Source organism: Methylobacterium sp. ap11, assembly GCF_900110515.1.
Classification (GTDB): domain Bacteria; phylum Pseudomonadota; class Alphaproteobacteria; order Rhizobiales; family Beijerinckiaceae; genus Methylobacterium; species Methylobacterium ajmalii.
The window spans coordinates 26,314-52,295 of record NZ_FOEB01000017.1; the positions used below are offsets into that span (position 1 = coordinate 26,314).

The window sequence follows — 25,982 nt, forward strand, 5'->3', positions numbered from 1 at the left end:
CCGGCCCGGAGGGCGAGCGGCATCAGGACCCTGCCTGGCGGGCTTGCGCCTCCCCGCATGCCCTTCGCCGACGCCCTGCTCGCGTGCCGCCGCCGCGGCGGCGGAGGCCCTCGCGAAGGCTTACTCCATGCGATTGATCACGCCATGACTGGTCGAGGCACGTTGAAGCGCGGCCTTTTCGCCCGAGTCGACGTAGTCTCGATTTCTCTCGCGGGATCTCGTTGTCCTGATGCAGTGAATGCTGAACCGTCGCGAGCATCTGGATGACCAGACGCTCGCGACGGTCAGGGCCCCCCGGTTCAAGCCTGGGTAAAGCTCAGAGGATTGGATCAGGCTGCCCGGCGGCTGTGGGCCTTGCCTCGGCGTGAGATCCCGAGGCCCTTGCGGGCATCACATTTGAGACCGTGGCTGTGCCAGCCCTCGCCCGGTGCCTGTTGCCAGCCGCGATGGCAGCCGTGAGCCGCCGCCGGGCCGATCCACAGAACCGTCAGCAGGCCGATCGATACAGCAAGGGTGCGCATGAGGAAATCCTTTCAGGCGGGGGGAGATCGGGCGTCAGAACCGGCCGGCCAGGGTCAGTCGAACGGCCGTCGGCTCGACCGGGTGGAAATGCCGGTCGGCGACTCCGGCAGCGTCCTCTCCCGGCAGGCGGGACACGTAGTAGTAGGTGATCTGGTCGGCTTTGGCGTTCGTCAGGTTCAGCACGTCGAGGGAGAGGCTGACGCCATTGTTGAAGTTATAGCCGACCCGGCCGTTGAGGAGTGCGGTCGGCTTCGAGCGCACCGAGTTGTCCTCGATCAGGGGACGCGGTCCGAAGTAGCGGAGGCGCAAGGATCCGAACCAGCCCAGGCCTTCGCCGAAGGTGACGCCCGCCGAGGCGATGGTGGTCGGCGCCTCCGGCACCCGCTGGCCCACCGGATCGCGGTCGGAGAACCGGGCATTGGTGATCGTCAGGTCGCCTTCGAGCGCCAGCCAGGGCAAGACGGCGTAGTGGTTGCTCCATTCGATGCCGAAGCGGCGGGTCGGCCGGCTCGGCTCGGTGGTGCCGGTGTCGCCCTGGAACAGGTTCTCGGAGGCGAAGTCGAGCCGGAACAGAGCGAGGCTCGTCTCCAGCCCGGCGATCGAGCGGTTGCGGATGCCGACCTCGTAGCCGGTCGAGGGCACCAGGAACGGCGAGCGGGAGATGTTGAACAGCGGGCTCACAGGATCGACGGTGGCGGTGACGCCGCGGGCGTCGTTCGAGTGGAAGCCGCCGCCATAGTTCACATAGAACTCGGTATCGAGCCACGGTCCGAACACCGCGCCGAGCTTCGGATTGACGATGCCGTCACGAGCTTTGCCGGAGTTGGCTGGCGTGTCGGAGCGGACGTCGGCATAGTAACCGTCAGCCCGAAACCCGACGCTGGTGCGCAGCCAGTCGGTCCAGCGTACCCGGTTCTCGTAGTAGAAGGCCGCGCTCGCCTCCAGCACCCGGTCATCCAGCACCGTCGAGCGGTACTGACGCGCGGTCGTATTGAACAGGCCGACCCGGATATCATCGGTGCGGGTCTGCACACCGATCTCGTTCTCCATCGGCAGGCCGAACAGGTCGCCCTGGAAGACGCGGGAAATCTCGCCACCACCGAGCACGCGGCTGTCGCGCTGGCGGAACTGATCGCCGTTGACCGGATCGTTGAGGAAGTAGGTGAAGTTGTTCCAGAGGTTCATCTGGTAGCGGATCACGTAGGCCGAGGCCCGGGTGATGCCGCCGGCATCCGACTGGCTCCAGTACCCGGAGAGCGAGAAGCGCCCGGTGTCACCGCCATCGGTCGGATCGAGGGTGCCGTACCGGCCGATGACCCCTTCCGCTACCGCTCGCTCGGGGATCTGGTTGGTGGCATTCCACTTCGCCCAGTAGGCCATGCCGGTAACGGCGAACCCGTCGGTCGCGGTACCCTGGCTGTAGCGCGCCACGCCGTTGAGCTTGCGCAGGCCATCGGGCACGACCCACGGCCCATCGTAGGTCTGCGCCTCGCCGGCGACGAGCAGGTTGCCCGCACCGAGCGGCACGGAGGCCGCCGAGAGCCCGCGCTTGAAGCCGAAGCTCCCGAGGGTGGTCAGAGCGATGTTGCGGTCGAGCTTGTCGAGGTAGTCGATCCGCACCGACCCCGCCGAGGCGAAGTCGCCGTCGCGGACAAAGTACGGGCCCTTGTGGAACTCGACCGCGCCGACGAGCTCGGGGATCAGGAAGTTGAGGTCGGCGTAACCCTGGCCGTGGGCGTGGGTGCGCATGTTCACCGGCATGCCGTCGACGTGGATGGCGATGTCTGTCCCGTGGTCGAGGTTGAAGCCGCGCAGGAAGAACTGGTTGGCTTTGCCCTCGCCGGAATGCTGGGTGACGATCAGGCCCGGCACCGACTCCAGGACCTCGCCCGGGCGGGTCACCGGGCGGCTGTTGATCGCCGCGCCGCTGATGACACCGGCGCTCGCTGCCTCGACCGGGCGCAGGGCGCCGCCGATCCCGGAGATACCGCCAGGATAGCCTGCGCTGGCGGCGGCCCCGGTGGAGGCAGGCGGGGGTGCGGTAACCTCGATCTCGTCGAGGCGGATCTCGCCGGCGGCTTGCGCCAGGGCATGGCCAGGCAGGCCGGCGGCAAGTGCCGCAAGGAACCAGGGATAGGAGACGCGCACGGAAAGAGCCTTCATGGCTGTGGCACGTCACTGTGGAGGCACCGACACACCCCGTCCGGCACGGCCCACATGTGACCACGGCTGACGGCAGGTCTCCTGGCTCACGGGTCGCCGCCCGCCATCGTCTTCCCAGGGAGGTCTTGCGTCCCCAGTGACGTAAGGTGATGGTGGGCTCGCCGCTCACAGTTGCGGGGGCAGCCGCGGCATCGGGCTCTCGCCCTCACCGCGTTCCCTTTTTATCCCCGAAGGGAACCGTCATGACGACGTATCACAGCCACGATCCTGACCGTCAATCGTATCGTAAACGATCCAGGCAGGTGTGATCTCTCTGGCACAGCACTGATGCATGAATCAGCGCTCTTGGTGCTCGCAAATCGACCGACGGCATCCTCTTCCGAACGAATTCGACGCGCGGCCTGGCAAGCAGGCCGAGACGAGCGCGGAGATTTTGCAAATTATCCCTGATCCACCGCTGTGCAACGAGGCGCGCGAACAGCCGTTCGCGCACGGCGCAATGTCACAAGATCAAGCCAGAAGCTGATCGCCGTCATCGATCTTCGGTCTCTCGCCGCGCGAGGGCCCGGCGGCCCGCCACGGTCAATGCGTACTCGCAGAACTGCGAGTCGGGATGGATGCGTCCCGTCGCCTCGATCAAGCCGAGCTTCAGCAACTGCTTCGTCGTCGCGGTGGCGGCGTAGTAGCGTGATGTCCCGGCCAGCAACCGCAGGCGGTAGAGGAGCGTCAGCTTGAGGTTGACGTCACTGTTTCCGTCCACGGAACCGCCGCCTCATGAGACGATGAGCAAGGGTGGTATTCAGACCGGGATGACCTCGATCCGGTCTGCGGGCAGCGCCCGCCACCAGGCATCCGGGGCCTGGAACGCCTCGTAGGTCAGCCGCAGCACGTCCTCGGGCTGGCGGTGGGCCGGGTCGAGCCGGCCCCGCGCCTCGTTGCGCGCCACCAGCACCTCCCAGGGCACATCGAACAGCTTCCACTCGACGGCGAGGCCGTGGGCCTCGACGATCTCGAGTTCGCGCGCGAAGACCTCGCGCGTCAGATGGGTGTCGGCCATCACCACGCTGAAGCCCTGCGCGAGGGCGGCTTGCAAAGCCGCCTCCTTCACCCAGTGCAGCAGGGCATGCGCCTCGGCGTCGTAGCCGCCGCGCCGGACCTCCCAGTACATCTGCCGGTCAGGGGGCCAGAGCGCCTGCCGCAGGTCGTCGAGGGTGAGGTGGACCCAGCCCTCGCGCGGATCGAACCGGCGCGCGTAGGTCGTCTTGCCCGCGCCTGGGCAGCCGATCAGGCCGACGACCCGCTGGCGGGGCATTCGCCCGCCCTCGACGATCGGGGACATGGTCAGGCGTGGATGTCGGCGGCCTCGTCCTCCTCGTCGCCGGGGCCGACCTCGATGGGCTCGCCGCGAAGGTAGCGGCTTTGCGCCTCGGCCACCCGCCGGGCGGCCTGCGCGTGCCGGCTCGACACCGCGCCGCCGTGATCCTCGGCCCCATGCTTGACGGCGACCAGCGCCGGATCGCCCCAGAGCTGCAGCAGGACCTGGAACGCCGCCAGGCGCTCCGCGTCGAAGGCGATGCGCTGCCCCTGCATGTCCTTGTAGGGATGGGCCGGGTGCAGGGCGGCGCAGGGCACGAGGCCGGCCGGGATCGGGGTCGTCGCGGCATGGGTTCGGCCGCTCCGCAGGAGCTTCGGCAGAACGTGGGTGTGCGGCCCCTCCGGGCTGGTGCCGCCGGAGGGCGGGATCGGGGCGTAGACCTCGATGCGGCCGAAGCGGGCCAGGAAGACCCGATGCGGGCTCATGGCGACGAGGCGCGGCCCGATCGGGTTGCCGGGCGCGAAGAGCGGCTGCCCGGCCCCGGCCCGCAGGCAGGCGACGACCTCGGGATCGCGGCTGCGCACACAGGCGTCGATGGCGAGGAGGTCGAGGCCGAGATCGAACAGCACCCCGTCGCGGTCCTCCGGCCGTGCGGCTTCGTGATCGGGGCCGAGCTCCGTCACGACGCCGCGCCGGTTCATGACGCAGGCGTCTTCCGGCAGGCAGAGCGCCACCGCGTGGTTCCAGCCCGAGGCGACCGCCGTCTCGTAGGCGACCGGGCGCAGGTCGGGGTGGGGCCGCAACGCGATGGCCCCGCGGGCCGTTGCCATCCCGAGGCGAGCGTCGGGCAGAGCCGAGACGGGCTCGTCGGGGTCGCGCATGAACTCCGCGATCGCCCCGAAGCTGCCGAGGCTCCAGGCCGTACCCGGATCGCGCAAGGAGTCCCGCATCAGCGCCTCGACGGCGTCGCGGTCAGGAGCGGTCTTATACTCAGGAGCGGTCTTGGCCGGCTGGGTCATGGTCGTCCTCCCGGTGTGGCCCCGAGCGATCCCAGGGCAGGATGTAGGCTGTACCGTCGGCATGGGTGCCGCGCAGGACCGTGATGCCGAAGGCGGCCTGAAGCAGCGGGTCGGTCAGGGCGAGGGCGGGCGGCGCGTCGGCGACGATCCGGCCCTCGCTGAGCACCACGAGCCGGTCGCAGAAGCGGGCGGCCAGGGTGAGGTCGTGCAGGACGGCGACGACGCATGTACCGGTACGGCTGATCGCGCGCAGGAGGTCCATCGCGTCGAGCTGGTGGGCCGGGTCGAGGGCGGTGATCGGCTCGTCGGCGAGCAGGATCTCGGCCTCGACCGCGAGCGCGCGGGCGAGCAGCACCCGCATCCGCTCGCCCGACGACAGGCTCGGCTCGACCCGCTCGCGCAGGTGGGTGACGTCGGTGCGCGCCATCGCCCGGGCGATCGCCGTGTGATCGGCCTCGCTCGGGCCTGCGAAGGCGCGCCGGTGCGGCAGACGTCCGAGGGCGACGACCTCGGACACCCGCATCGGCCAGCCGATCCCGGCCGACTGGGCCAGGACGGCGAGGCGGCGTGCCCGCTCGTCCCGGGTGATCGCGGACAGAGGCCGGTCGTCGAGGAGGACGCGGCCGGATGACGGCGGCACGAGGCCGGCCAGCGCGCGCAGGAGCGTCGTCTTGCCCGCCCCGTTCGGGCCGACGAGGCCGACGAACTCGCCGGCCGCCACCGACAGCGAGACCCCATCGAGGATCGACCGGTCCTGAAGCCGGATCCGGAGCTCTTCGGCGGACAACCTCATCGGCCTCGCCCCCGCCGGAACAGCAGCGCGATCAGGAACGGCGCCCCGACCAGAGCCGTAACGACGCCGAGCTTCAGCTCGGGCCGTGTCGGCAGCAGGCGCACGACGAGGTCGGCGCCGAGCACCAGGGTGGCGCCGAGGAGCCCGCTCGGCCACAGGCTGGCTCCGGGACGAGCCCCGACCAGCGGCCGCACCAGGTGGGGGACGACGAGGCCGACGAAGCCGATCGCCCCGCTCACCGCGACGCCGCTGCCCACCGCCAAAGCCGCCCCGGTGACGATGCGGATGCGGACCGAGACGAGGTCGAAGCCGAGGCTCGCAGCCGTGTCCTCGCCGAGGGCCAGGGCATCGAGGGCGCGGGCGGTGGAGAGCATCAGGACCCAGCCCAGGGCCATCAGCGGCAGGCAGAGCCAGACGTGATCCATGCTGCGGTCGGCGAGCGAGCCCATCAGCCAGAACACGATCTCCAGGGCGGCGTAGGGGTTGGGCGCGAGATTGAGGGCGAGCGCCGTCAGGGCGCCGGCGAGGCTCGACAGGCCGACACCGGCGAGGATCAGCCCGAGCATGCCGGTGCCGCGGGCGGCGAGCCCGTTGATGCCGAACGCCGCGAGGGCGGCCCCGGCGATGCCGCCGAGCGGCAGGGCGAGCGACAGGCTGCCGGCGAGCCCGCCGTAGAATACCACCACCGCCCCGAGCGCAGCGGCCGAGGAGATACCCAGGATGCCCGGATCGGCAAGCGGATTGCGCAGGTAGCCCTGCATCACCGCTCCGGTCAGGCCGAGGCTGAAGCCGACGAGCCCGCCGAGGAGGGCGCGGGGCAGGCGCAGTTCCATCAGGACCAGGGCCGGGAGGGTGGCGCGGCCCGCGAGCGCGTCGCCGAGGGCGGCCGGCAGATCGAGGGCGGCGTAGCCGACCGCGACCGAGGCGACGGTCAGGGTCGCGACGAGGAGGCTCAACCCTGCGATGAGGCGCCTGCTGCCGGTCTGCGGGGTCGTTCGCGTCACGAGGGGCGTCGGGGCGTTCATCGGGTCTTCGTCGGGGCTCTCATGAGTGCGCGTTCCCTCGCAGCAGTTGCGAGCCGGGCGACGACCTCGGCGACCTGCGGCCCGGGACAGGTCCAGAGGCGGTTGGGGATCGAAACCGTGCGCCCTTGCGCGCGAAGCCGCTCGAGGATCGGGTGATGCAGCAGGGCGTCGGCGAGGGACGGCATGCCCGCCTCGCCGGCATCGAGCACGACGAGTTCGGCGTCGGCCAGGGCCGCCGCTTCGAGCGGCACCGAGCCGGTGCGGTCCCGGCCGATCTCGGCGGCGACGTTGACGAGGCCGGCCGCCCGGATGATCGCGTCGCCGAGGCTCCCGGGCGAGACCGTGAAGGCGTTCGGGCGCAGGACCAGGACGCGCAAGGAGCGAGAAGCCGGCAGGATCTGCGAGAGGATCCCGTCGAGCCCGGCCACCATGGCCTCTCCGCGCTCCGGATGCCCGACGGCCGCCGCGACGCGGCGGATCTGGGCGCGCACGCCGTCGAAATCGGCCGGCACGCCCAGTTCGAGCGGCGGGAAGCCGATCCGCTTGAGGAGCCCGACCGTGGTGCGGGTGGTGAAGGCCCCGGCGATGACGAGGTCGGGCGTCAGCGCGACGATCTCCTCCGCGAGGCCCCGTGTGACCGGCACGCCGGCCGCCTCGACCGCCACGGTCGAGCCGCGCGGATCGCCAGCGAGGGTGGTCACCGCCGCGACCTGCGCCCGGTCGGCCAGCCGCAGCACGAGCTCGTCCGCGCACAGGTTCAGCGAGACGATGCGCGCTGGCCTACCCGGCACGCCAGGGGTCTCCCCTGCCGATGCCGGGCCGGCGGCCAAGGAGGCCACCATACCCCCCATGACCCCGAGAAGGTGCAACGCCCGCATTCGCGCTCGTCTCTAATCAGATTTCGCAAAAGTGGCCGCCGGTTTTGCGACAAAAATCTGCGACAAAACAACCTAAGCAGACGAAGCGTTGGCCTGCCAACGCAAGTCTGCTTAGAACGAGGTCACGCGCACGCCGCCATAGACGGCGAGACCCGCGCCGAGGAAGCCGGTCGGGTTCTGATAGCGCTGGTCGAACAGGTTATCGATGCGGGCAAACAGCGTCAGGTTGTCCGAGCAGGCGTAATTGGCCGAGAGGTTGACCAGGGTGAAGCCGGGGTTCTTCAGCCGCGGAACCGAGAAGTCGCGGTTGCCGTCGATGAACGAGCCGATCGCCACCAGCGTGCCGGTGAGCGTGAGCTGCGGCATCGGGTTCCAGATCGCGGTGGCGCTGACCTTGTGCCGGGGCCGGCGTAGCAGCTCCTGGTGGGCGATCTCGTCCTTGGTGACGGTGTTGGTGTAGTCGACCCGGCCGCTCAGGGTGTCGGTGAGCCTGACCGAGACGAAGCTCTCCGCCCCGTAGGCCACGGCCCGGCCGACATTCACGCTGGTCGAGAAGGTCGGGAAGTAGGCGGTCTGGATCAGGTTGCGGAAGTCGGTCTCGAAGTAGGTTGCGCCGACGAGTACCCGGTCTCCGAGGGGCTGCTCGAAGCCGCCGTCGAACCCGAAGCTCTCCTCGGGCCGCAGGTTCGGGTTCCCTAACGAGCGGAAGGCCGGGTAGTCCTGGTAGAGCTGGCTCAGGGTCGGCGGCTTGAAGCCGGTGCCGACGCTGCCCTTCAGGCGTGTCTCCGTGTAGGGCAGGATGGTGCTCGGCGCGATCCGGAAGGTGGTCGCCCCGCCGAACTGGTCGTTCTCGTCGTAACGGATGTTGGCGACCAGGAAGGCGCGGTCGGTGATCGCCGATTGCAGCTCGGCGAAGCCGCCGGTATTGCCGTTCGACTTGTCGATGCCGGTTGCCTGGAAACGCTCGTCCTCGCGCTGGGCCCCGAACAGCAGCAGGTGGCCGGGGCTAAGCTGGATGTCGCCGCGATAGTCGAAGCGGGTGCGCTCGCCGAGATAGGTCGAGGGCGTCGGCGGCGCGAGCGGGTCGAGCGGTCCGGCGAACAGGCGGTCGAACTTGGCGTAATTGGCCCCGAAGACGTTGTGGAAGCCCGGCAGCGGCGTCCACTCCGCCTCGCCCCGCATCAGCAGTTGCTGCTGGTCGTTGAGGTTGCGGTAGGGCGTCGGTCGATAGGGAAAGCCGCCATCGGCCTGGTCGAGATAGGCGCTGTCGGAGAAGCGCAAGACGGTGTTCAGGCGGAAGGTGTCGGTGAGCTGCGCGCCGAGCTTGGTCGAGACGGATCTGATGTCGGTGAAGGCGGTGCGCAGCGGCACGCCGGGCGGCAGCAAGTCGAACGGCGTGACCGGCAGGGCCGCCTGGCGCAGGTGCTGCACGGAGAACGAGTAGTCGAAGATGCCCGACGCGCCCGACAGCCGGCCGCCCTGATTGAAGGTGCCGTACGATCCGCCCTCGGCAAAGGCGGTGACCTTCGGCGGGCCCTCGCCGCGCCTGGTCACGAAGGAGATGACGCCGCCGATGGCATCGGCGCCGTAGAGGCCGCTCTGCGGCCCGCGCAGCACCTCGAGGCGGGAGAGATCCTCGGTCTGGAGCTGGCTGAAGTCGAAGGAGCGGTTCGGCGTCGAGGGGTCGTTGACGTCGATGCCGTCGATCAGGACCTTGACGTGGTTGGAGTTGGTGCCGCGGATGAACACCGAGGTCTGGCCGCCCGCGCCGCCGGTCTGGACGACGTTGAGGCCCGGCACCTGCCGGAGAGCGTCCGGCGCCGTGCGGACCTGTTGTGCCTGAAGCACGTCCGAGGTGAGCACGGTGACGCTCGACCCCGTGGTGGCGATCGGCGTCGGGACGCCGGTGGCCGAGACGGTGATCTCGGAGAGTGCGATCGTCCCGTCACGCGCAGGTGGGGCATCGGCGAAGGGAGCGGCGACCTGCTGCGCGAGAGCGGGCGCGCAGAGGAGACCGGGGGCCGCGCAGGACAGCGCGAGCACGCGCCGGAGGGCGGGGCAGACGAGACGGGACACGGGCTTCGAGCCTCGGGAGACGGCAGTGGCACGTCACCGCGAACGAGGCCTCGAACCGTCATCCCGCGACAGGATAACGGCCTTCGGACACCCATCAGAACACCCCGTCTGACGCGTTTCGCGTGTGACCACGGCTGACGGCAGGTCTCCTGGCTCGCGGGTCAGTGCCTGCCACCGTCTTCCCAGGCGCAAGCACCCAGTGACGTGAGGTGGTGGAAGGCTCGCCGCTTACAGTTGCGGGGGCAGCCGCGGATTCGGCTCGCGCCTCACCGCATTCCCTTTCTCGTCCCCCGGAAGGGAACCGTCACGCTAGTCCTCCCATCCCGGCCAAGTCCGGTCAATCGTGTTCCTGCGGGAACCGCCCCGTTGTTGCGTGATGGCCGCATCCGGCAGCCGTTGGGGCTAGGCTTCGTCAATCCTGGGTGTCTGCCGGTGGGATCGCGGAACGCTGCTCGCCGAGTATGATCTCTCTGACACTGTGTGGCGAATAGAGCTTGTAATAACCGACTCGGTTGTCGGATTGGAAGCTGGCTTGGCCTGACGACCTCAACAATCCATCGCGCGTCATCGTTTCGCGCTGGGCGGACGTTATGCCGAGTGACTCACAGACCATTTTAGGAGTGAGGCTCAAGTAGGTGATATCGTCTATGATCTGGCAGAGATCATGCACAAGCGCTCCACGCGATGATTTGGATCTTGGAGCAAAGACTGCGCGCAGGCTATCATCGTCGTCAAGATCAGTCGGCTTGTGTCTTTTGAAACAGGCTCTGATTCGAAAATGCGCGTCTTTGCGACGTGAGGCAATGTTCAGCGTCAACGGGTCTGTGGCTTTGAACGTTGCGAATATCGCTCCATCGTCGAATGTCTCGATTTGCAGGCTGTGCCATCCAAAAACCTGGCGTTTTATCGGATTTTCATTCTGGGACATTACAGCGTTCCGATATAGCAAATCGCTTGTTGCAGAGGTTTTCCAATATCGTCGCAAATCACAATCGAAATTCCTATAGTTGCAAGCGGCCCCGTGCGGTCCGTGTCCTGAAGTGCCACGGCATGCTTTGGCAGTCATGCGGACAGTCGCAGCCGAAATCCAAGGTTGTTATTCGCCCGCCCTTGGGGGTCCATAAATGGTGTGCATGGCCGATGCTCGGAATTGCCGCTCGTTAGCATCCGATGCGTGTGCTTTTTTTGATACATCTCACAGCAGACTGAAACATCGTATTGATCGCACGGCCCACTCGGCTATCACGATCTACGATGGTTTCCCCTCGGGAATCAAAATGGGAACGCGGTGAGGACGGGGCTTCCTCCCTGGCCAATGCCGCGGCTGCCCCCGCAACTGTAAGCGGCGAGCCTCCTCGTCATCATGTCACTGGGTCCTCGCGCCTGGGAAGACGACGAGTGGCAGTGACCCGCGAGCCAGGAGACCTGCCGTCAGCCGTGGTCACACGCGAAACGCGTCAGGCGGGGTGTTCTGACGGGTGTCCGAAGGCCGTTATCCTGTCGCGGGATGACGGTTCGAGGCCTCGTTCGCGGTGACGTGCCACTGCAAGCGCGCCCGCGACCTTCGCTCCGCATGTCCCGCTCCACGACACGATCACGCGCCGTTCACAGGTCATCACGCCCGACCTCGACCGTCCGCGCCCGGGCCGTCGGACGACCATGTCCCGACAGCGGAAGGCCTACGTGGGATGCCGAAGCGAGACCGATGCCCTCCACTCCCTCCCAACCCTATCGTCGGGTCCTCGCCCGCGTCGTGCCGCCCGGTACGCTCGCCCTGACGCTCCTGGCCAGCACCGGATTGGCCGGAACCGCAGCCGCTCAGGACATCGTCGCCCTCGATCAGATCGAGATCGCGGGGGAAGGTGGGGTCAGCCTCACGCGCGCCGCGCCGGTCGGACTGAACCTGCGCACACCCGACCGGGCCGCGAGCCGGCTCGGCCTGACACCGCTCGAGACGCCCGCCAGCGTCGACATCGTCTCCGGCGACACCGCCCGCCTGCGCGGGCAGAACACGGTCGCCGAGGCCCTGACGCAGGACGCGACCGGCATCACCACGATCGCCGAACCGGGCAACGGCAACGGCGCCTTCACGAGCCGCGGCTTCGCCGGCCCGAACTCGATCCAGCAACTCTATGACGGCACCCGGTTCTACGTCGGGGCCAACACCGTCACGTTCCCGTTCGACACCTGGAACGTCGAGCGCATCGAGGTGCTACGCGGCCCATCCTCGGTGCTCTACGGCGACGGCGCCATCGGTGGCGTGATCAACATCGTGCCGAAGAAGCCGACCTTCGTCCCGATCAACGCCGCCCGTGCCGTCATCGGCACCGACGCCGCCGCGCGGCTCGCCTTCGATTCCGGCGGCCCGATCGGTCAGGCCGAGTTCGGCAACACCTTCGCCTACCGCCTCAACGTCAGCGGCAACCGGTCCGACGGCTGGGTCCGTCCGGACGGGGACTTCCGCAACCTCGCGGTCTCGGCGGCGCTGCTGTTCCAGCCGAGCCCCGACCTCGCCGTCACGCTGTCGCACGATCTCGGCTACCAGGAGCCGATGCGCTACTGGGGCACGCCGCTGGTCGAGGGCCGCATCCTCGATCGGATCCGGTTCAACAACTACAACGTCCGCGACGCCAAGATCACCTGGGCCGATAACTGGACCGTGCTGAAGACCGAGTGGTCGCCCTCCGCCGACATCACGGTGCGCAACACGGCCTACCGGCTGACCTCCAGCCGGCACTGGCTCGACGTCGAGCAATACGCCTTCAATCGCGGCACCGGTCTCGTCGATCGCTCGGCCTTCACCGAGATCTACCATAGCCAGGAGCAGATCGGTAACCGACTCGACGCAACGTTCAAGGGCAACCTGCTCGGATTGCCAAACCAGTTCGTCACCGGGTTCGACGTCAACCACATCGGGTTCCGTCACACCAACAACTTCACCTTCGACGAGCAGACGTCCAGCGTCCCCCTCGTGGGTTACGACCCGGGCTTCTTCCCGGTCAACGGGCGGGCGAGCCCGGCCTACCAGACGTCGACCCGGCAGGCCTCGGTCTTCGCCGAGGACCGCCTGGTGCTCACCGATCGCCTGTCCTTCGTGACGGGGGTGCGCTTCGACCTGCCGACGCTTCAGCGCGAGGACCTGCGCTCCGGCGCGCAGTTCGAGCGCACCTACCGCTCGCTCGGCTACCGGTTCGGCCTCGTCTACAACTCGACGCCGGATACGGCCCTCTACGCCCAGTACAGCACGGCTACCGATCCGGTGAACAGCCTGATCACCCTCAACCAGTCGCTGGCCGGCTTCAAGCTTTCTACTGGGCAGCAAGTCGAAGTCGGGGCCAAGGGGCTTGCCTTCGACGGTGGGGTCGAGTGGACGCTCGCCGGATACCGGATCGTCAAGGACAACCTGGTGTCGGTCGTGCCCGGTCAGCCGAACGTCGCGACGCAGGTCGGCCAGCAATCCTCGCAGGGCGTCGAATTCGCCCTCGGCTGGCGGATCGCGCCGGGCTGGCGGATCGACGGCAACATCGCCCTGCTTCACGCTCAGTACGACCGGTTCGACCAAGCCGTGAACGGAGCGACGGTCTCCTATGCGGGCAACCAGCCGATCAACGTGCCCGAGCGCGTCGCCAACCTCTGGCTGACCTGGGATCTCTTCCGCGACTGGACCGCCCGGATCGGTCTGCAGAACGTCGGCACGACCTACAGCGACTTCGGCAACACGGCCCGGCGGCCGGCCTACAACCTCGTCAACCTCGTCCTCGACCATCAGGTCACCGCGGATTCACGGCTCTCGATGCGGGTCTACAATCTGTTCGACAAGGTCTACGCGGTCAGCGGCGACGCGGTGAACGGGGTCGGCAACAAGTGGCAGCTCGGGCGTCCGCTCTCCGTCGAGGTCGCCTATACGGTGACCTGGTGAGATCCGGCACGTGATCGTCAAACGTCTGAAGCGGTGGCTCTTCTTGAGCCACCGCTGGCTTGGGATCGTGACCTGCCTGCTGTTCGCGACCTGGTTCGTCTCGGGTCTCGTGATGATGTATGTCGGGTTCCCGACCCTGGAGGAGGCCGAGCGCCGCCCTGCCCTGCCGTCGCTCGACTGGCAGCACGTTCGGCTGTCCCCGGCCGAGGCGCTCGCCGCGGCGGGCGAAGCCCGCTTCCCGCAGGATTTGCGCCTCGCGATGCTCGACCTGCTCCCCGTCTACCGGATCACCGGTTGGGATGGATCCCGTCGTACCCTCTCGGCGGTCGATGGACGGGCGATCCCGACCGTCGAGGCCGGGACCGCATTGGGCATCGCCGGCCACGACCCGCGGGCGGTCCGCCCGGTCGATCTCGGCACGGTCGGACGCGACCAGTGGAGCGTCACGGCGCGCTACGATCCGCTCCGGCCGTTCCACCTCGTCGCCCTCGGCGATCCCGCGGGCACACGGCTTTACGTCTCGTCGCGGACCGGCGAGGTCGCCCTCGACACGACCGGCGCTGAGCGGTTCTGGAACTGGGTCGGAGCGATCCCGCACTGGATCTATCTCACGCCCCTGCGGGCGCAGGCCGAGTTGTGGCGCGACGTGGTGCTGTGGGTGTCGGGCGTCTCCATCGCCGCAGCCGTCAGCGGCTTCTGGGTCGGGCTGCTGCGCGTGCGCGTGAGACGGCGCTACCGGGACGGGCGCCCGACGCCCTATCGGGGCTGGATGGCGTGGCACCACCTGGCCGGCACCGTCGGTGGCGTCACGCTCCTCACCTTCATCGTGAGCGGCTGGCTGTCGGTAAACCCCAATCGCTGGTTCGCATCACAGTCCCTGAGTCAGGCAACACTGGAGCGCTATGCGGGCGTTACCGATCCGCGCTTCGACCTCGGCCTGTCGGAGTTTCGCGGCGGCTTCTGCTCCGACGCGGTGGAAGTTCGCTTCCGCCACCTGGGCGGAGCGCCGCTCGCCCAGGCGGCCTGCCGCTACGGGAAGACGGTCACCTGCTGCGAGGCGGGAGGGTTGAGCCAGCAGCGCCTAGTCGATGCGATCAGCCGGCTGATGCCGGAGGCCGGACCAGCCCGGATCACGCTCCTCACGCAGGAAGACGCCTACTGGTACGGGCATCACCAGACGGTGCTGCTCCCGGTCCTGCGCGCCGTCTTCTCCGACCCGAGCAGAACCTGGTTCCACATCGATCCGACTACCGGAGACGTCCTGAACCGAACGGATCGCAGCGCGCGGCTCTACCGTTGGCTGTTCAACGGCCTGCATAGCTGGGATTACGGTTTCCTGATCCGCCGCCGGCCGGCCTGGGACCTCACTGTCTGGGCGCTCGCAGCGCTCGGGCTCGTGACGTCCATTTCCGCCATTGTCATTGGCTGGCACCGGTTGCGGAAGCGGAATGTCAGGTCAGCGTCCACCTGACAGCTCCGCCCAGGATCAGAACCCCGGTCAGCTTGACCTTGTGGAGGGCTAACGAGGCTGGAAAGCCGCTATTCAGCATCAGCCCGCTGGAAGACGGCTTAGCGCCACTTCCGGACCTTCATACAGCGCCATCGGAATGTCAGCTTGTCATCTATCTGCGGACAATCGCGGTCGGCGCTCTCTCACCTGGAGCGCTGACCAATCCACGTGCGACGGGCATGTGGAACCGACCCACGGCGAGACGTGCACCATGTTGCATAGTTGGAGTACTGGCCAGTATCAGGTGCGATGGTTCAAACGATCAGTGTCGCCCCGAAGTGTTGTTTCCCTGCATGCGCCTCAGAACTGCTGTCTGACCAGGGCGAAAACGTTCGGCATCATCGGCGTGTCCGAGTGGAAATAACGCAGGACAGGCAAGTATGGTCGATCACCCGTCGAGTATGGCGCATTCGCACTGCCGTGTGCACCCGATCGCATGATCAAGCCTCGCGATTCGAAAGACGCGGAGGAGCATGAGATGTTGTTGGGCGGCGGCATCCGCAACGCGAGATCGGCGGCGAGCGGTCATCTCAGGTCCTGCGCTCGTCGAGAAGCAGGCGCATCGCGTCGAGCGCCACCCCGTAGCCACTCGGACCAAGGCCGGCAATGACGGCCGTGGCGGCCCGCGAGACCAGCGAGCGGTGGTAGATCTCCTCGCGTCGGTGGATGTTCGAGATGTGCAATTCGATCTTCGGGCCGTCGAACATCTTGAGCGCGTCGAGCAACGCGATCGAGGTGAAGCTGTAGCCGGCCGGGTTGATGATGATCCCGGCGGCGCGCTTGCGGGCCTCATGCACGCTCTCGATGAGCACGCCTTCAAGGTTGGTCTGGCGGAACTCGATGGCGAGACCCTGCGTCGCGGCCCGCGCGCGGGAGGCCGCCTCGATCTCGGCGAGCGTGGTTTGCCCGTAAATCGCCGGCTCGCGCTCGCCTAGCAGGTTGAGGTTCGGCCCGTTCAGGACGAAGATGATCGGCTCGTTCATAATGACTCCCTACCCCGCAGCGTCCACGCGGGTCAGTGATGTGCCAGGATCTCGCCGAGGAAGGTGCGCGCCCGCGGGTGCTGCGGGCTGCGGAAGAAGGCCTCGGGGGCGGCCTCCTCGAGGATCGCGCCGTCTGCCATGAAGATCACCCGGTCGGCGACCTGCCGGGCGAAACCCATCTCGTGGGTGACGCACACCATCGTCATGCCGTCGCGGGCGAGCCCGATCATCGTGTCGAGCACCTCCTTGACCATCTCCGGGTCGAGGGCCGAGGTCGGCTCGTCAAACAGCATCACCTTGGGCTCCATGCACAAGGCCCGGGCGATCGCGACGCGCTGCTGCTGGCCGCCCGAGAGCTGGGCCGGGTATTTCAGCGCCTGCTCGCCGATGCGCACCCGCTCCAGGTAGCGGCGCGCGATCGCCTCGGCCTCCGCCTTCTTCGTGCCGCGCACCCGCATCGGCGCCAGCGTGCAGTTCTCCAGCACCGTCATGTGCGGGAAGAGGTTGAAGCTCTGGAACACCATGCCGACCTCGCGGCGCACCGCGTCGACGGCCCGCGCCGAGTCGTCAAGGGCGATGCCGTCAACCACGATCCGCCCCTTCTGGATCGTCTCGAGGTGGTTGATGCAGCGGATGAGCGTCGACTTGCCCGAGCCGGAGGGTCCGCACAGGACGATCTTCTCGCCCCGGCGGACCTCCAGGGTCACGCCCTTGAGGGCGTGGAAGTCACCGTACCACTTGTCCACGCCGTGCATCGCAATGAGGGGGCCAGTCGCCGGGTTCGGTGACATACTCATGTCCGCGCGCTCAAGCAGTGGTGAAGGGAACGCCCTCGATGCGCTCGGGCATCGGCGGCTGCTCGGCCTTCATCCACTTGTCGGTGATTTTCTTCAGCTCGCCGTTCGCCTTGATCTTGTCGATGAAGTCGTTGATGAACGCATTCATCTCCTTCTCGCCGAGCCGCGTGCAGGCACCGTTATAGATGCTCGTGAAGGTGAGCTTCTGCTCGAACACGCCGGGCTTCGCCTCGTCGAGGCGGCGGATGTAGAAGATGTTGCCGCCGACCGCCTGCGCCTGGCCGGAGATGACGGCCTGAATCGAGGCGGCGTCGCCATCGAGCCGCAGGATGTTGGTGCCGGGCGGCGCGTTGCGCGTCACCTCGGTGTCCTGGGCCGCGCCACGGGCCACCGCGATGGTGAGCTTGCCCATGTCTGCGTTCGACTTGACCGCGACGGTCTTGGGCGCGAGCAGCACGATTTGGTTGGCGACGTAGGGCTTGGAGAACTGCACCGCCTTGGCGCGATCGGGGAACATCGCCATCGTGGCGAACAGCACGTCGCAGCGGCCCGAGGTCAGGGCCGGGATGCGGTTCGCCACTTCGAGCGGCATGAACTGGACCGGCACGCCGAGTTCCTTGCCGAAGAGCTCGCCGATATCGGCGTCGATGCCCTCCTGCTTGCCCGCGCTGCTGACGTAGCCCCAGGGTGGGTTGTCGCCCTGGATGCCGATGATGACGCGGCCCCGCTTCTTGATCTGGTCGGGCGTGACGGCGAGCGCCCGGCCGGTCATCAGCGCCGGCAGGGCGAGCGCGGCGCCCGCTCCGGCGACGAGGCTGCGGCGGCTGATGCTGTGGCGTTCCATGATGTCCTCCCCCTTCTTGGTTGCTAGATTCCGGCTAGAGCGCTTCACGATCGCATTGCAATCGCGAAGCTCTTTAAGTCTTTGTTTGGTCGAATTTTCTTCGACGAACCGGTGTCCACTTCGTCGGGAAATGCTCTAGCGCGTCGGCGCGGCGAGGCGCCGCTCCATCCAGGAGCCGTAGAGCGACAAGGGCCAGCAGAGCGCGAAGTATATCGCCCCGACGATGCCGAAGACGAGCAGCGGCTTGAAGATCTGGTTCGAGACCATGTTGCCGGCCCGCGCGAGCTCGGTGAAGCCGACGATCGAGGCGAGCGAGGTGCCTTTGATGAGCTGGACCAGGAACCCGATCGTCGCCGGCAGCGAGACGCGGAAGGCCTGGGGCAGGATCACGTCCCGCATGCGCGAGACGTAGCCGAGGCTGAGCGCCCGGGCCGCCTCCATCTGCCCGCGCGGCACAGCCTCGATCCCGCCGCGCCAGATGTCGCCGAGATAGGCGCTGGCATGCAGCGTGAAGCCGACCGCGACAGCCTCCCAGGGGGCGAGATCGAGCCCGACGAGGGCGAGGCCGAAATAGACCACGAAGAGCTGCATCAGTAGCGGCGTGCCCTGGAAGAGGCTGACATAGGCCGCCGTCGCGCGCTCCAGCATCGGCTCGCCCGAGGTGCGGGCGAGCGCGACGGCGAGGCCCGCGATGCCGCCGCCGATGAATCCGATCGCCGAGAGCGCGATCGTCCACTTCATGCCTTCGAGCAGGAACAGGAATTCGGGCCAGCCCATCGTCGCGCCCTACTTGACCGGGTAGCTGAAGTACCGGCGCGAGACGAGCCCGAAGGCGCGCATCATCAGCCAGGACATGAGGAAGTACAGGATCGTGATCGTGCCGTAGACCTCGAAGCTGCGAAAGCTCTCGTTCTCGATCAGCTTGGCGACCGAGGTCAGCTCGTAGGCGGCGATCGCCGAGGCGATGCTGGTGGTCAGGGTCAGCATGACGAACTGGCCGGTCAGCGACGGGTAGACGGCCCGGAGCGCCGGACGCAGGACGATGAAGCGGAAGACGTCGCGCTTGTGCAGCCCGAGGGCGAAGCCGGCCTCGACCTGGCCCTTGTGGATCGACTGCACGCCGCCGCGGATGATCTCGATCGCGTAGGCGCCACCGTTCAGACCGAGCGCGATGATCGCGGTCGGCGTCGGCGCGAGGCGGATGCCGATCAGCGGCAGTGCAAAGAACACGAAGTAGATCTGGACCAGGAACGGCGTGTTCCGGATCAGCTCGACGAAGGCGATCACGGCCCAGCGCAGCGGGCGCAGGGGCGACTCGCGCAGCACGACGCCGACGACGCCGATCACCAGGGCGATCGCCATCCCGGCGACCGCGAGAAGCAGCGTGCCGGCGCAGCCCTTCAGGAGGTCGGGCAGGCCCACGACGACCGGCCCGAAATCGAGCGTGTAGTTCACGTGGTCGCTTCCCCCGGTGCGGCGCGCCCGATCGAGCCTCGCCGCGTCCCGGAGCATCCTGGCTGCTTCCAGCCGGTGCCCCTATAATCGAATGATTATGTGATCATCCAATGATAGGCAATCCCTCATACGTTGCGCCGCGCGTCCCGTGGTGCCAAAGAGATCGCTATGGGTGCTTCCTCAGACATCGCTGCCGGGGTTGCCGGCGAGACGGTCGGCGACGTCGTCCATGCTCGGATCCGGTCCGACATCCTGTTCGGCCAGCTCGCGCCGGGCGAGCGGCTGCGCCTCGACGAGGCGAGCCGGCGCTACGGCGTCAGCGTCGGCACGATGCGCGAGCTCCTGAACCGCCTCGCCTCCGAGGGGTTGGTCGTGGCGGAGGCGCAGCGCGGCTTCGAGGTCGCGCCGGCCTCGGCGACCGAGTTTCGGGAGATCGCGGCCCTGCGCCTGCTCCTCGAGGGGCACGCGCTCACCATCTCCTTCGCTGCGGGCGACCTCGACTGGGAGGCGCGGGTCGTGGCTGCCCACCACAAGCTCGCGGTTACCGAGCACCGCATGCTGACGGAGACCGACGCCGATCCGACCCTGGTCCGGCAATGCGACCGCGCCTTCCACCAGGCGCTGACCTCGGCCTGCGGCTCGCGCGTGCTGATGGAAACGCTCGGCTCCATCCACGACCGCTACCTGCGCTACCTGTCGCTCGCAGCTATCTTCCGCGGCGACCGGTCGATCCAGGAGCACGCCGACCTGCTCGCCTGCGCGCTGGCACGCGACGCCGGGCGGGCGGCCAGGATCCTGAAGGTTCACATCGACAGCTGCCTGGACTACGCCCTGGCCGACGAACCGCCGGCCTGGGCGTCCGGGCCCGCTATGCCTGACCAAGCACCCCCGGCACGAGATGTCGCCCCGCGCACGAAATCCGTCCGGACAACGCGACGCCGTTGATCGCCGCAGAGGCAGCCGTCGATCAGGCCGCGAAACGGTCGGGACGGGTGCTGGCCACGTCCGGCGTCGGGTTCTCCGAGGAAGCCGGCCGAGACGAGCAGCGGCAGCGACGTCCGCCGCCTCGATCCAGTGACGTCACGCCATGTTGCCCCAGGTGCCGCGATCATCCGGCTTGAGCAGCGGCGACGCGCTCCCGATGAGCGCGAGTTCGTTTGCCATCTTCACCAGGTTGGGGCCGAGTTGAAGCATCCGTTCCTCGGTGAAGCGGGAGGATGGACCGGCGACGATCAGGGCACCTGCCGCAGGCTCGCCCTTCCGCCTGATCACCGCGGCCATCGAGTTCATGCCGGGAGCGTACATGTTCTGGATCAGGCTGAAGCCCCGCTTTCGGTGCCCTTGCAGCATCGCGAGGAGTCCCTCCACGGTGACAGGCGCATTCGGCCCGTAGCTCGACGGATCGCCCAAGCCCTGGCGAACCACGACTTCGGTCGCCTGCTGATCGCTCAGGGTTGCGAGCCATGCATGGCCCGCCGCGCTGCATGAGAGTCTCAAGTCGATCCCCATATCGGGATCGTAGAGAAGGCCGACTTTCGCTCCCACCGCTTTCGCGACCAAAGTCAGCCTGGTGCCATCGAGGATGGCGAGACGGACGAGCTCCTCGGTTTCTCTGGCTAACCTGTTCATGACCGGCTGCGCGATGTCGATGATGCCGGACTTGCTCAGGAAGCTCATGCCCATCGACGAGAGCTTCGTGGTGAGCGCATATTCCCCGCGCTGAAGCGGGCGCACATACCCGTATTTCACCAGCTCGTTCAGGGTGCGATGGCACCCGCTGCGGATCTGATTGAGTTCGGTCGCGATCGAAACGAGCGGCGCGCCGTGCGGCCGGGCTGCCAAGTACTCCAAGATGGCCAGCGCCTTCTCCATCGACCCACTCATCTCGGCAATCCGTCGTCATAGCTTTCAAATTTTGAAAGATAGTCAAAAAAACTTGCTGCGTCGATCCGCGGCCCGTACGAAACGATTGCTCAGATCGCGGGAGCGACAGCTCGACATGGGAGGACGACGATGGGGATGGGCCTCATTCGGCGCAGGGATGTGCTGACCGCGATCACGGCCGTGCCGCTGGTCGCAGCACCGTTCATCCGCCGCGCCGCCGCGGCGGAGTTCAGCCTCAAGATCGCGCATCCGCTGGCCGCGGCGCATCCGACGAATACCCGCCTCCTCGAGGCCGCCGACAAGATTCACAGGGACACTGACGGGCGGGTCGAACTGCGGATCTTCCCCAACGGGCAGCTGGGTGGCGAGGCGGACACGCTCAGCCAGCTCCGATCCGGCGCGGTCGAGGGTTACGTCATCGGCGGTCTCGTCGTCTCGACGGTCGTGCCAGCGGCAGCCCTGGACGGGACCGGGTTCGCTTTCAGCGATGCATCCAAGGTCTGGCCGGCCATGGACGGCAAGCTCGGCGCGCATATCCGTGATGCTTTCGCGAAGAGCAACCTGTACGCCACTCGCACGTCCTGGGATCTCGGCTTCCGGGAGATCACCACATCGGTGAGACCCATCAAGACAGTCTCGGACCTGGCTGGCCTGAAGATCCGGGTTCCCAGCGCCGCCGCCTACACGAGCCTGTTCCGGGCTCTCGATGCCGCACAGACCAGCGTGCAGTTCACCGATGTCTATCCGGCTTTGCAGACCAGGATCGTCGATGCGCAAGAGAACCCGCTCAGCCTGATTGTGACGTCTCGCTTTCATGAGGTCCAGAAGTTCTGCTCCTTGACCAATCACATCTGGCAAGGCAACTGGATCCTGTTCAATGGTCGTGTCTGGAAGGGCATACCGGACAACCTTCAAGCGATCATCGAGGACCGACTGAACGAGGCAGGAAAGGCGCAGCGCAGCGATCTCGCCGGCCTGGAACAGAGCTATCGCGACACGATGATCAAGAGCGGAATTGCCTTCAACGACGTCGACGCCGACTCGTTCCGAGCAAAGCTCAAATCCGCTGGCTACTACACCGACATGCGCCGCAAATTCGGCGACCAGGCCTTCGACATCCTGGCAGAGGCGACCGGCACATCTCTCGGGTGAGTCGCCGTACCGCCTATACACGTCCTGACGATGCGGAACTAATGCCGCTAAGAAGAAGCGGGCCGCCGAATGCATCATACCGCGCAGCCGTCCGATCTCCATTTGAAGCCGAGAGGTCATCATGTCTCTATTGGGCCGGGCCGCGGTCGCGATGTGGTGGAGCGTCGAGCCGGAGATGTGCGCCGAGTTCGGTGACTGGCACTCTCACGAGCACTTTCCCGAACGGCTGAACATTCCCGGCTTCCTGCGCGGGTCTCGGTGGGCGAGCACGCTCGACACCAACGGATTCTTCGTCCTCTACGAGCTCGATGCCTACGAGACGCTCACTTCGACCGGGTATCTGGACCGGCTCAACGCGCCGACCCGCTGGTCCACGAAGATGATGCCTCATCACCTGGGAATGGTGCGCAGCCAGTGCCGGGTCGAGGCGAGCTTCGGGGGCGGCGTGGCGCACTCTCTCGCGACGGTCCGGCTGTCACCGAACGATCGGCACAGGTCGGCCATGCGAGAGCGCATCGTCGGCACCCTCGCGGAGATCGCTCCCAAGCCGGGTCTGACCGGCGCGCATCTCTTGATCACGCAAACCCCTCCAACGAGCGCGCCGACGACAGAGCAGGAAATTCGCGGCGGCGATGGCACGGCCGACTGGGTCGTGCTCCTCTCGGGCTACGATTCCCGCACCGTACAGGATGCCGTTCAGCAACTCGCGACCGGGACGCTTGATGGCGCACGCGATGGCGAAGACATCATCGTCGGGCAATACGAATTGTCGTTCTGCATGACTGCTGCCGATGTTGCGCGATCATAGGCCGGCTCGCGCGACGACCACAGGGCGACGGATGTCGAGTGCTCCGCCGGCGAACTGAACACCCGAGAAGCACGTCGGGCCGGACGCTCGACCCAAGGCGCCGGCCATGGATCACTGGTTGCATCAGCGCTCGGTCGCGAGTTCGGGCGAGAGACGATTGATGACACCGTAGTTCACCGCGGTCCAGAATTCCGACATGTCAGGATCGGCGAACTCGATCTCCGCCGCCTCGATGGCAGCGTGGTCGGCGCTGACGAGGTAGTCCTCGACGTCGTTGAGCGAGGCAAAGGACAAGACCGAGATGCCGTCGATCTTCGAGCCCTCCGGGTCCTCCTGCGTCGAGCCGAACGGGTGCAGTTGGGCGTAGCGCTGGACGTACTCCGCCGTCGCCGTCTTGCCGGCCACGAAGTCGGCATGCTCCTTGAGCCAGCGTGCCTGGAACGCCTCGCGCGAGAGTCCCGACCGGCGGCGGTGGATCTTCACCAGGCTGACCGGGTCGCGATGGCGCGTGCTCGGGATGATGATGTATTCGCGTGCGACCTCGCGCGTGACCATCCGAAACACGGTGTGCTCGTCCGCGATGATGCGCTTCGCGTACTGCTCCTGTCCGAGCACCGCCTCGATGTCTTCCTCGGAGCCGTAGGCGATGTAGGCGAACCCGTCCCAGCCCGGGCGCCAATAGGTCGGGATGCGAGCGGCCGGGTCGGCCACCAGCCTACCGTTCGCACCGATCATGGCCTTGTAGGGCGGCCTGAACGCCGATGAGGGGCCCGAGGCGATCCGGTGCACCTGGTCGTAGCGCAGCACCTTGTCATTACGGGCACCTGGTTCCTCGTAGGCGAACTTCGGCCCATGCACCTTGCGCCAGTACTCGTCCCAGTGCTCGAAGGCACGGTTCTCGTCCGGCTCCAGGGCGATCGCGCCCGGGTGCCGGTTCGGATGGGCGACCTCTTGGCCCGCGCGGTCGACGCCGGAACCGGCGTCGTGGGGGCGCTCGTTCTCGGGGGTCGCGTCCGTGCGCGAGACGAAGGTCGGCGTCACGATCAGAGGCTTGGTGGTCGAGCCGACCACCCGCCCGTGCGGCGGGCGTTGCAGCAGGTCCGAGCCGGCGAGGTCGGGTGCGACGGTCTGGTTGGTCATGCGAGCTCCTTCAAGGGAGACTAGGGCTCCGACGAGGATGGGTTTACGGGATGACGCGTGAGGCCCTGAGGCGTTCGAACAGGTCGAAGAAGGAATCGTCGGTCGCCTGGTAGTCGAGGAAGCCGAGGCGGCGGCTCTTTCCCATGTCGGTCACCACCTCGATGGGCCGGCCGAGGTCTGCGTCCGTGTGCCAAGCCGAGGCGAGGCGGCCGAGGTCGGGTTCGACCAGCCCGTGCCGGGCCGCGATCTCGGCCCAGAGCGGAGCATCGTCGGCCATTTGCGCCTGCAGCGGACGGACCGTGCCGTCGAAGGGCGCGGGCTCCAGGCCGAACCAGGCCGCGATGCGCCCCCACATCCAGCTCCAGCGAAAGACGTCGCCGTTGACGATATTGAACGCGTCGTCGCGCGCGGCCGGCGTCGTAGCAGCCCAGGCGAGATGGCGGGCGAGCTGCCGCGCATCCGTCATGTCGGTCAGCCCGTTCCACTGCGCGGGGGAACCGGGGAAGCGGAACGGGCGTCCGGCTTCGCGGCAGAGCGTGGCGTAGACCGCGAGTGTCACGCCCATGTTCATGGCGTTGCCGAGGGCGTAGCCGATGACAGTGTGCGGCCGGTGCACGCTCCAGCTAAAGCCGTCCCGCCCGGCGGCAGCGAAGACCTCGTCCTCCTGGGCGTAGTAGAAGTTCTCGACGTCGAGCCGTTCCTGCTCCTCCCGGAACGGGGTCGCCGGCAGGTTGCCCTTCCCGTAGGCTTCGAACGGCCCGAGGTAGTGCTTCAGGCCGGTAACCAGCGCGACGTGGCGCACGCTGCCTGCCGGCCGCAAGCCGTCGAGGAGGTTGCGGACCATCGCGGCGTTGACCCTGATGTTCTCGGCCTCGGTCTCCTGGCGCAGCCAAGTGGTGATGAAGACGTGTGTCGGCGCCCGTGCCGCGAGCGCCTGCCGCAGGCTCCCGGGGTCGAGCAGGTCGGTCGCGACGGGCTCGACGCTGGCAAGGTCGGCGGGCGGACGCCGCGCGAGGCCTTGCACCGTCCAGCCCCCTTTGACGAGGTGCCGGGCCAGGTTGTTGCCGACAATGCCGCTCACGCCAGCAATCAGTGCCGTTCCGCTCATGATGCTCTCCAAACTGGTTCGCTCGGAGCTAGCCACGCTCACAGCCTGCCGCTAGACGGCACCGTTTGGGACCATAGGCACCATGCGGTAACCATTATGAAGCCGGGCAGCGCTGACGAGGACTGGCGCGAAGATTGTGCGCCACGACGGGTGCTGGAGCTGTTCGCAACCAAGTGGACGAGCATGGTCTTGCATACGCTGCATGCGCGCCACGGTGGTCGGGCGCGGACGGGCGTGCTCCACCGGAGCCTGCCCGGCATCTCCAAGAAGATGCTCACCCAGACCCTGCGCGAGATGGAGAGCAGCGGTCTCCTGACCCGGCACGTGGCCGGCACGGTTCCGCCGGCGGTCGAGTACCGTCTCACTGCGCTCGGGACCCGCTTCGTCGAGCCGGTCGAGCTTCTCTACGCCTGGGGTCGAGCGAACGCGGACGCGCTCGACCGCCTTGAAGCCCGGCCGACGTCCCGCCGACAGGCATGACGGCATGTCCGACGGGCGTCGATCTAGAACCAGCCCGGGGATGTCTGACATCGGCTTTGAGACCTGCAGCAGACCTTCGAAAGCATGATGTCGGGAGTCCGCTAAGGGTCA

General features: G+C 67.4%; 23 protein-coding genes and 3 riboswitches. Of the genes, 6 read left to right on the plus strand and 17 right to left on the minus strand.

Going from position 1 to position 25,982, the window contains the following annotated elements; genetic code table 11:
• Positions 1 to 555: 555 nt before the first annotated feature.
• The 9 genes from BMX97_RS21830 to BMX97_RS32295 form a co-directional block, all read right to left on the minus strand.
• On the minus strand, positions 556 to 2,685 hold the full coding sequence (locus tag BMX97_RS21830) for a TonB-dependent receptor (protein WP_091753364.1): 2,130 nt from the start codon (positions 2,683 to 2,685) through the stop codon (positions 556 to 558).
• A 53-nt stretch (positions 2,686 to 2,738) separates the two neighbouring features.
• Positions 2,739 to 2,942: riboswitch (cobalamin riboswitch) on the minus strand.
• Positions 2,943 to 3,217: 275 nt separating this feature from the next.
• Complete coding sequence (locus BMX97_RS21835; protein WP_091753365.1) at positions 3,218 to 3,445, minus strand: hypothetical protein; 228 nt, start codon at positions 3,443 to 3,445, stop codon at positions 3,218 to 3,220.
• A gap of 39 nt (positions 3,446 to 3,484) precedes the next feature.
• Positions 3,485 to 3,997: an AAA family ATPase gene (locus BMX97_RS21840; protein ID WP_091753445.1), complete on the minus strand. Its 513-nt coding sequence runs from the start codon at positions 3,995 to 3,997 to the stop codon at positions 3,485 to 3,487.
• Positions 3,998 to 4,026: 29 nt separating this feature from the next.
• Positions 4,027 to 5,019 carry a DUF6925 family protein gene (locus BMX97_RS21845; RefSeq protein WP_091753366.1) on the minus strand — a complete coding sequence of 331 codons (993 nt, stop codon included), beginning with the start codon at positions 5,017 to 5,019 and terminating at the stop codon, positions 4,027 to 4,029.
• A complete protein-coding gene (locus BMX97_RS21850; protein ID WP_091753367.1) occupies positions 4,991 to 5,812 on the minus strand; it encodes an ABC transporter ATP-binding protein in 822 nt (273 codons plus the stop codon). Before BMX97_RS21850 ends, BMX97_RS21845 begins: the two co-directional genes overlap by 29 nt.
• A complete protein-coding gene (locus BMX97_RS21855) occupies positions 5,809 to 6,837 on the minus strand; it encodes a FecCD family ABC transporter permease (protein ID WP_091753368.1) in 1,029 nt (342 codons plus the stop codon). Before BMX97_RS21855 ends, BMX97_RS21850 begins: the two co-directional genes overlap by 4 nt.
• Positions 6,834 to 7,628, minus strand: a complete 795-nt coding sequence (locus tag BMX97_RS21860; RefSeq protein WP_348273132.1) for an ABC transporter substrate-binding protein — start codon at positions 7,626 to 7,628, stop codon at positions 6,834 to 6,836. The genes BMX97_RS21855 and BMX97_RS21860 overlap by 4 nt, the downstream gene beginning before the upstream one ends.
• 198 nt (positions 7,629 to 7,826) lie before the next feature.
• Entirely contained in the window at positions 7,827 to 9,791 is a 1,965-nt protein-coding gene (locus BMX97_RS21865) for a TonB-dependent receptor plug domain-containing protein (RefSeq protein ID WP_244538578.1), read from the minus strand.
• A 121-nt stretch (positions 9,792 to 9,912) separates the two neighbouring features.
• Positions 9,913 to 10,112, minus strand: a riboswitch (cobalamin riboswitch).
• Between the two features lie 91 nt (positions 10,113 to 10,203).
• Entirely contained in the window at positions 10,204 to 10,719 is a 516-nt protein-coding gene (locus tag BMX97_RS32295) for a hypothetical protein (protein WP_143074691.1), read from the minus strand.
• A gap of 310 nt (positions 10,720 to 11,029) precedes the next feature.
• Positions 11,030 to 11,239: riboswitch (cobalamin riboswitch) on the plus strand.
• 257 nt (positions 11,240 to 11,496) lie between these two features.
• On the opposite strand from BMX97_RS32295, the gene BMX97_RS21870 reads away from it, so the two are divergent.
• Positions 11,497 to 13,710, plus strand: a complete 2,214-nt coding sequence (locus tag BMX97_RS21870; protein ID WP_091753370.1) for a TonB-dependent receptor — start codon at positions 11,497 to 11,499, stop codon at positions 13,708 to 13,710.
• 1 nt (position 13,711) lies between these two features.
• Positions 13,712 to 15,181 carry a PepSY domain-containing protein gene (locus BMX97_RS21875; RefSeq protein ID WP_091753371.1) on the plus strand — a complete coding sequence of 490 codons (1,470 nt, stop codon included), beginning with the start codon at positions 13,712 to 13,714 and terminating at the stop codon, positions 15,179 to 15,181.
• Between the two features lie 569 nt (positions 15,182 to 15,750).
• On the opposite strand, the gene BMX97_RS21880 is transcribed toward BMX97_RS21875, so the two are convergent.
• The 5 genes from BMX97_RS21880 to BMX97_RS21900 all read right to left on the minus strand — a co-directional run bounded on the left by BMX97_RS21880 (position 15,751) and on the right by BMX97_RS21900 (position 19,299).
• Complete coding sequence (locus BMX97_RS21880; protein WP_091753372.1) at positions 15,751 to 16,203, minus strand: type II 3-dehydroquinate dehydratase; 453 nt, start codon at positions 16,201 to 16,203, stop codon at positions 15,751 to 15,753.
• A gap of 32 nt (positions 16,204 to 16,235) precedes the next feature.
• Positions 16,236 to 17,000 (minus strand): amino acid ABC transporter ATP-binding protein, encoded by a 765-nt coding sequence (locus BMX97_RS21885; RefSeq protein ID WP_091753373.1) that lies wholly within the window; start codon positions 16,998 to 17,000, stop codon positions 16,236 to 16,238.
• 10 nt (positions 17,001 to 17,010) lie between these two features.
• Entirely contained in the window at positions 17,011 to 17,844 is an 834-nt protein-coding gene (locus BMX97_RS21890; RefSeq protein ID WP_091753374.1) for a transporter substrate-binding domain-containing protein, read from the minus strand.
• 135 nt (positions 17,845 to 17,979) lie between these two features.
• A complete protein-coding gene (locus BMX97_RS21895) occupies positions 17,980 to 18,621 on the minus strand; it encodes an amino acid ABC transporter permease (RefSeq protein WP_091753375.1) in 642 nt (213 codons plus the stop codon).
• 9 nt (positions 18,622 to 18,630) lie between these two features.
• Positions 18,631 to 19,299 carry an amino acid ABC transporter permease gene (locus tag BMX97_RS21900; protein ID WP_091753447.1) on the minus strand — a complete coding sequence of 223 codons (669 nt, stop codon included), beginning with the start codon at positions 19,297 to 19,299 and terminating at the stop codon, positions 18,631 to 18,633.
• A gap of 168 nt (positions 19,300 to 19,467) precedes the next feature.
• Here BMX97_RS21900 and BMX97_RS21905 point away from each other — a divergent pair, with 168 nt between their 5' ends.
• A complete protein-coding gene (locus tag BMX97_RS21905; RefSeq protein WP_091753376.1) occupies positions 19,468 to 20,244 on the plus strand; it encodes a GntR family transcriptional regulator in 777 nt (258 codons plus the stop codon).
• Positions 20,245 to 20,379: 135 nt separating this feature from the next.
• Here BMX97_RS21905 and BMX97_RS21910 read toward each other — a convergent pair whose 3' ends face one another.
• Positions 20,380 to 21,171, minus strand: a complete 792-nt coding sequence (locus BMX97_RS21910; protein ID WP_244538579.1) for an IclR family transcriptional regulator — start codon at positions 21,169 to 21,171, stop codon at positions 20,380 to 20,382.
• Between the two features lie 141 nt (positions 21,172 to 21,312).
• Between BMX97_RS21910 and BMX97_RS21915 the strand changes: the two genes are divergently transcribed.
• Together BMX97_RS21915 and BMX97_RS21920 are read left to right on the plus strand one after the other, a co-directional pair.
• A complete protein-coding gene (locus BMX97_RS21915) occupies positions 21,313 to 22,335 on the plus strand; it encodes a TRAP transporter substrate-binding protein (protein WP_244538580.1) in 1,023 nt (340 codons plus the stop codon).
• Between the two features lie 121 nt (positions 22,336 to 22,456).
• On the plus strand, positions 22,457 to 23,143 hold the full coding sequence (locus BMX97_RS21920; RefSeq protein WP_091753378.1) for a hypothetical protein: 687 nt from the start codon (positions 22,457 to 22,459) through the stop codon (positions 23,141 to 23,143).
• A gap of 123 nt (positions 23,144 to 23,266) precedes the next feature.
• Here BMX97_RS21920 and BMX97_RS21925 read toward each other — a convergent pair whose 3' ends face one another.
• A complete protein-coding gene (locus BMX97_RS21925) occupies positions 23,267 to 24,283 on the minus strand; it encodes an EthD domain-containing protein (RefSeq protein ID WP_091753379.1) in 1,017 nt (338 codons plus the stop codon).
• Between the two features lie 43 nt (positions 24,284 to 24,326).
• Entirely contained in the window at positions 24,327 to 25,391 is a 1,065-nt protein-coding gene (locus BMX97_RS21930) for an SDR family oxidoreductase (protein ID WP_091753380.1), read from the minus strand.
• Positions 25,392 to 25,487: 96 nt separating this feature from the next.
• Between BMX97_RS21930 and BMX97_RS21935 the strand changes: the two genes are divergently transcribed.
• Positions 25,488 to 25,871 (plus strand): winged helix-turn-helix transcriptional regulator, encoded by a 384-nt coding sequence (locus BMX97_RS21935; protein WP_091753381.1) that lies wholly within the window; start codon positions 25,488 to 25,490, stop codon positions 25,869 to 25,871.
• The last annotated feature ends 111 nt before the right edge of the window (positions 25,872 to 25,982 follow it).

Bases quoted from the DNA above. Each gene is read 5' to 3' on its own strand.
- BMX97_RS21830 (WP_091753364.1), bottom strand. From the start codon at position 2,685: ATGAAGGCTCTTTCCGTGCGCGTCTCCTATCCCTGGTTCCTTGCGGCA.
- BMX97_RS21840 (WP_091753445.1), bottom strand. From the start codon at position 3,997: ATGCCCCGCCAGCGGGTCGTCGGCCTGATCGGCTGCCCAGGCGCGGGC.
- BMX97_RS21845 (WP_091753366.1), bottom strand. From the start codon at position 5,019: ATGACCCAGCCGGCCAAGACCGCTCCTGAGTATAAGACCGCTCCTGAC.
- BMX97_RS21850 (WP_091753367.1), bottom strand. From the start codon at position 5,812: ATGAGGTTGTCCGCCGAAGAGCTCCGGATCCGGCTTCAGGACCGGTCG.
- BMX97_RS21855 (WP_091753368.1), bottom strand. From the start codon at position 6,837: ATGAACGCCCCGACGCCCCTCGTGACGCGAACGACCCCGCAGACCGGC.
- BMX97_RS32295 (WP_143074691.1), bottom strand. From the start codon at position 10,719: ATGTCCCAGAATGAAAATCCGATAAAACGCCAGGTTTTTGGATGGCAC.
- BMX97_RS21870 (WP_091753370.1), top strand. From the start codon at position 11,497: ATGCCCTCCACTCCCTCCCAACCCTATCGTCGGGTCCTCGCCCGCGTC.
- BMX97_RS21880 (WP_091753372.1), bottom strand. From the start codon at position 16,203: ATGAACGAGCCGATCATCTTCGTCCTGAACGGGCCGAACCTCAACCTG.
- BMX97_RS21885 (WP_091753373.1), bottom strand. From the start codon at position 17,000: ATGAGTATGTCACCGAACCCGGCGACTGGCCCCCTCATTGCGATGCAC.
- BMX97_RS21890 (WP_091753374.1), bottom strand. From the start codon at position 17,844: ATGGAACGCCACAGCATCAGCCGCCGCAGCCTCGTCGCCGGAGCGGGC.
- BMX97_RS21895 (WP_091753375.1), bottom strand. From the start codon at position 18,621: ATGGGCTGGCCCGAATTCCTGTTCCTGCTCGAAGGCATGAAGTGGACG.
- BMX97_RS21905 (WP_091753376.1), top strand. From the start codon at position 19,468: ATGGGTGCTTCCTCAGACATCGCTGCCGGGGTTGCCGGCGAGACGGTC.
- BMX97_RS21910 (WP_244538579.1), bottom strand. From the start codon at position 21,171: ATGGAGAAGGCGCTGGCCATCTTGGAGTACTTGGCAGCCCGGCCGCAC.
- BMX97_RS21915 (WP_244538580.1), top strand. From the start codon at position 21,313: ATGGGGATGGGCCTCATTCGGCGCAGGGATGTGCTGACCGCGATCACG.
- BMX97_RS21920 (WP_091753378.1), top strand. From the start codon at position 22,457: ATGTCTCTATTGGGCCGGGCCGCGGTCGCGATGTGGTGGAGCGTCGAG.
- BMX97_RS21925 (WP_091753379.1), bottom strand. From the start codon at position 24,283: ATGACCAACCAGACCGTCGCACCCGACCTCGCCGGCTCGGACCTGCTG.
- BMX97_RS21930 (WP_091753380.1), bottom strand. From the start codon at position 25,391: ATGAGCGGAACGGCACTGATTGCTGGCGTGAGCGGCATTGTCGGCAAC.
- BMX97_RS21935 (WP_091753381.1), top strand. From the start codon at position 25,488: ATGAAGCCGGGCAGCGCTGACGAGGACTGGCGCGAAGATTGTGCGCCA.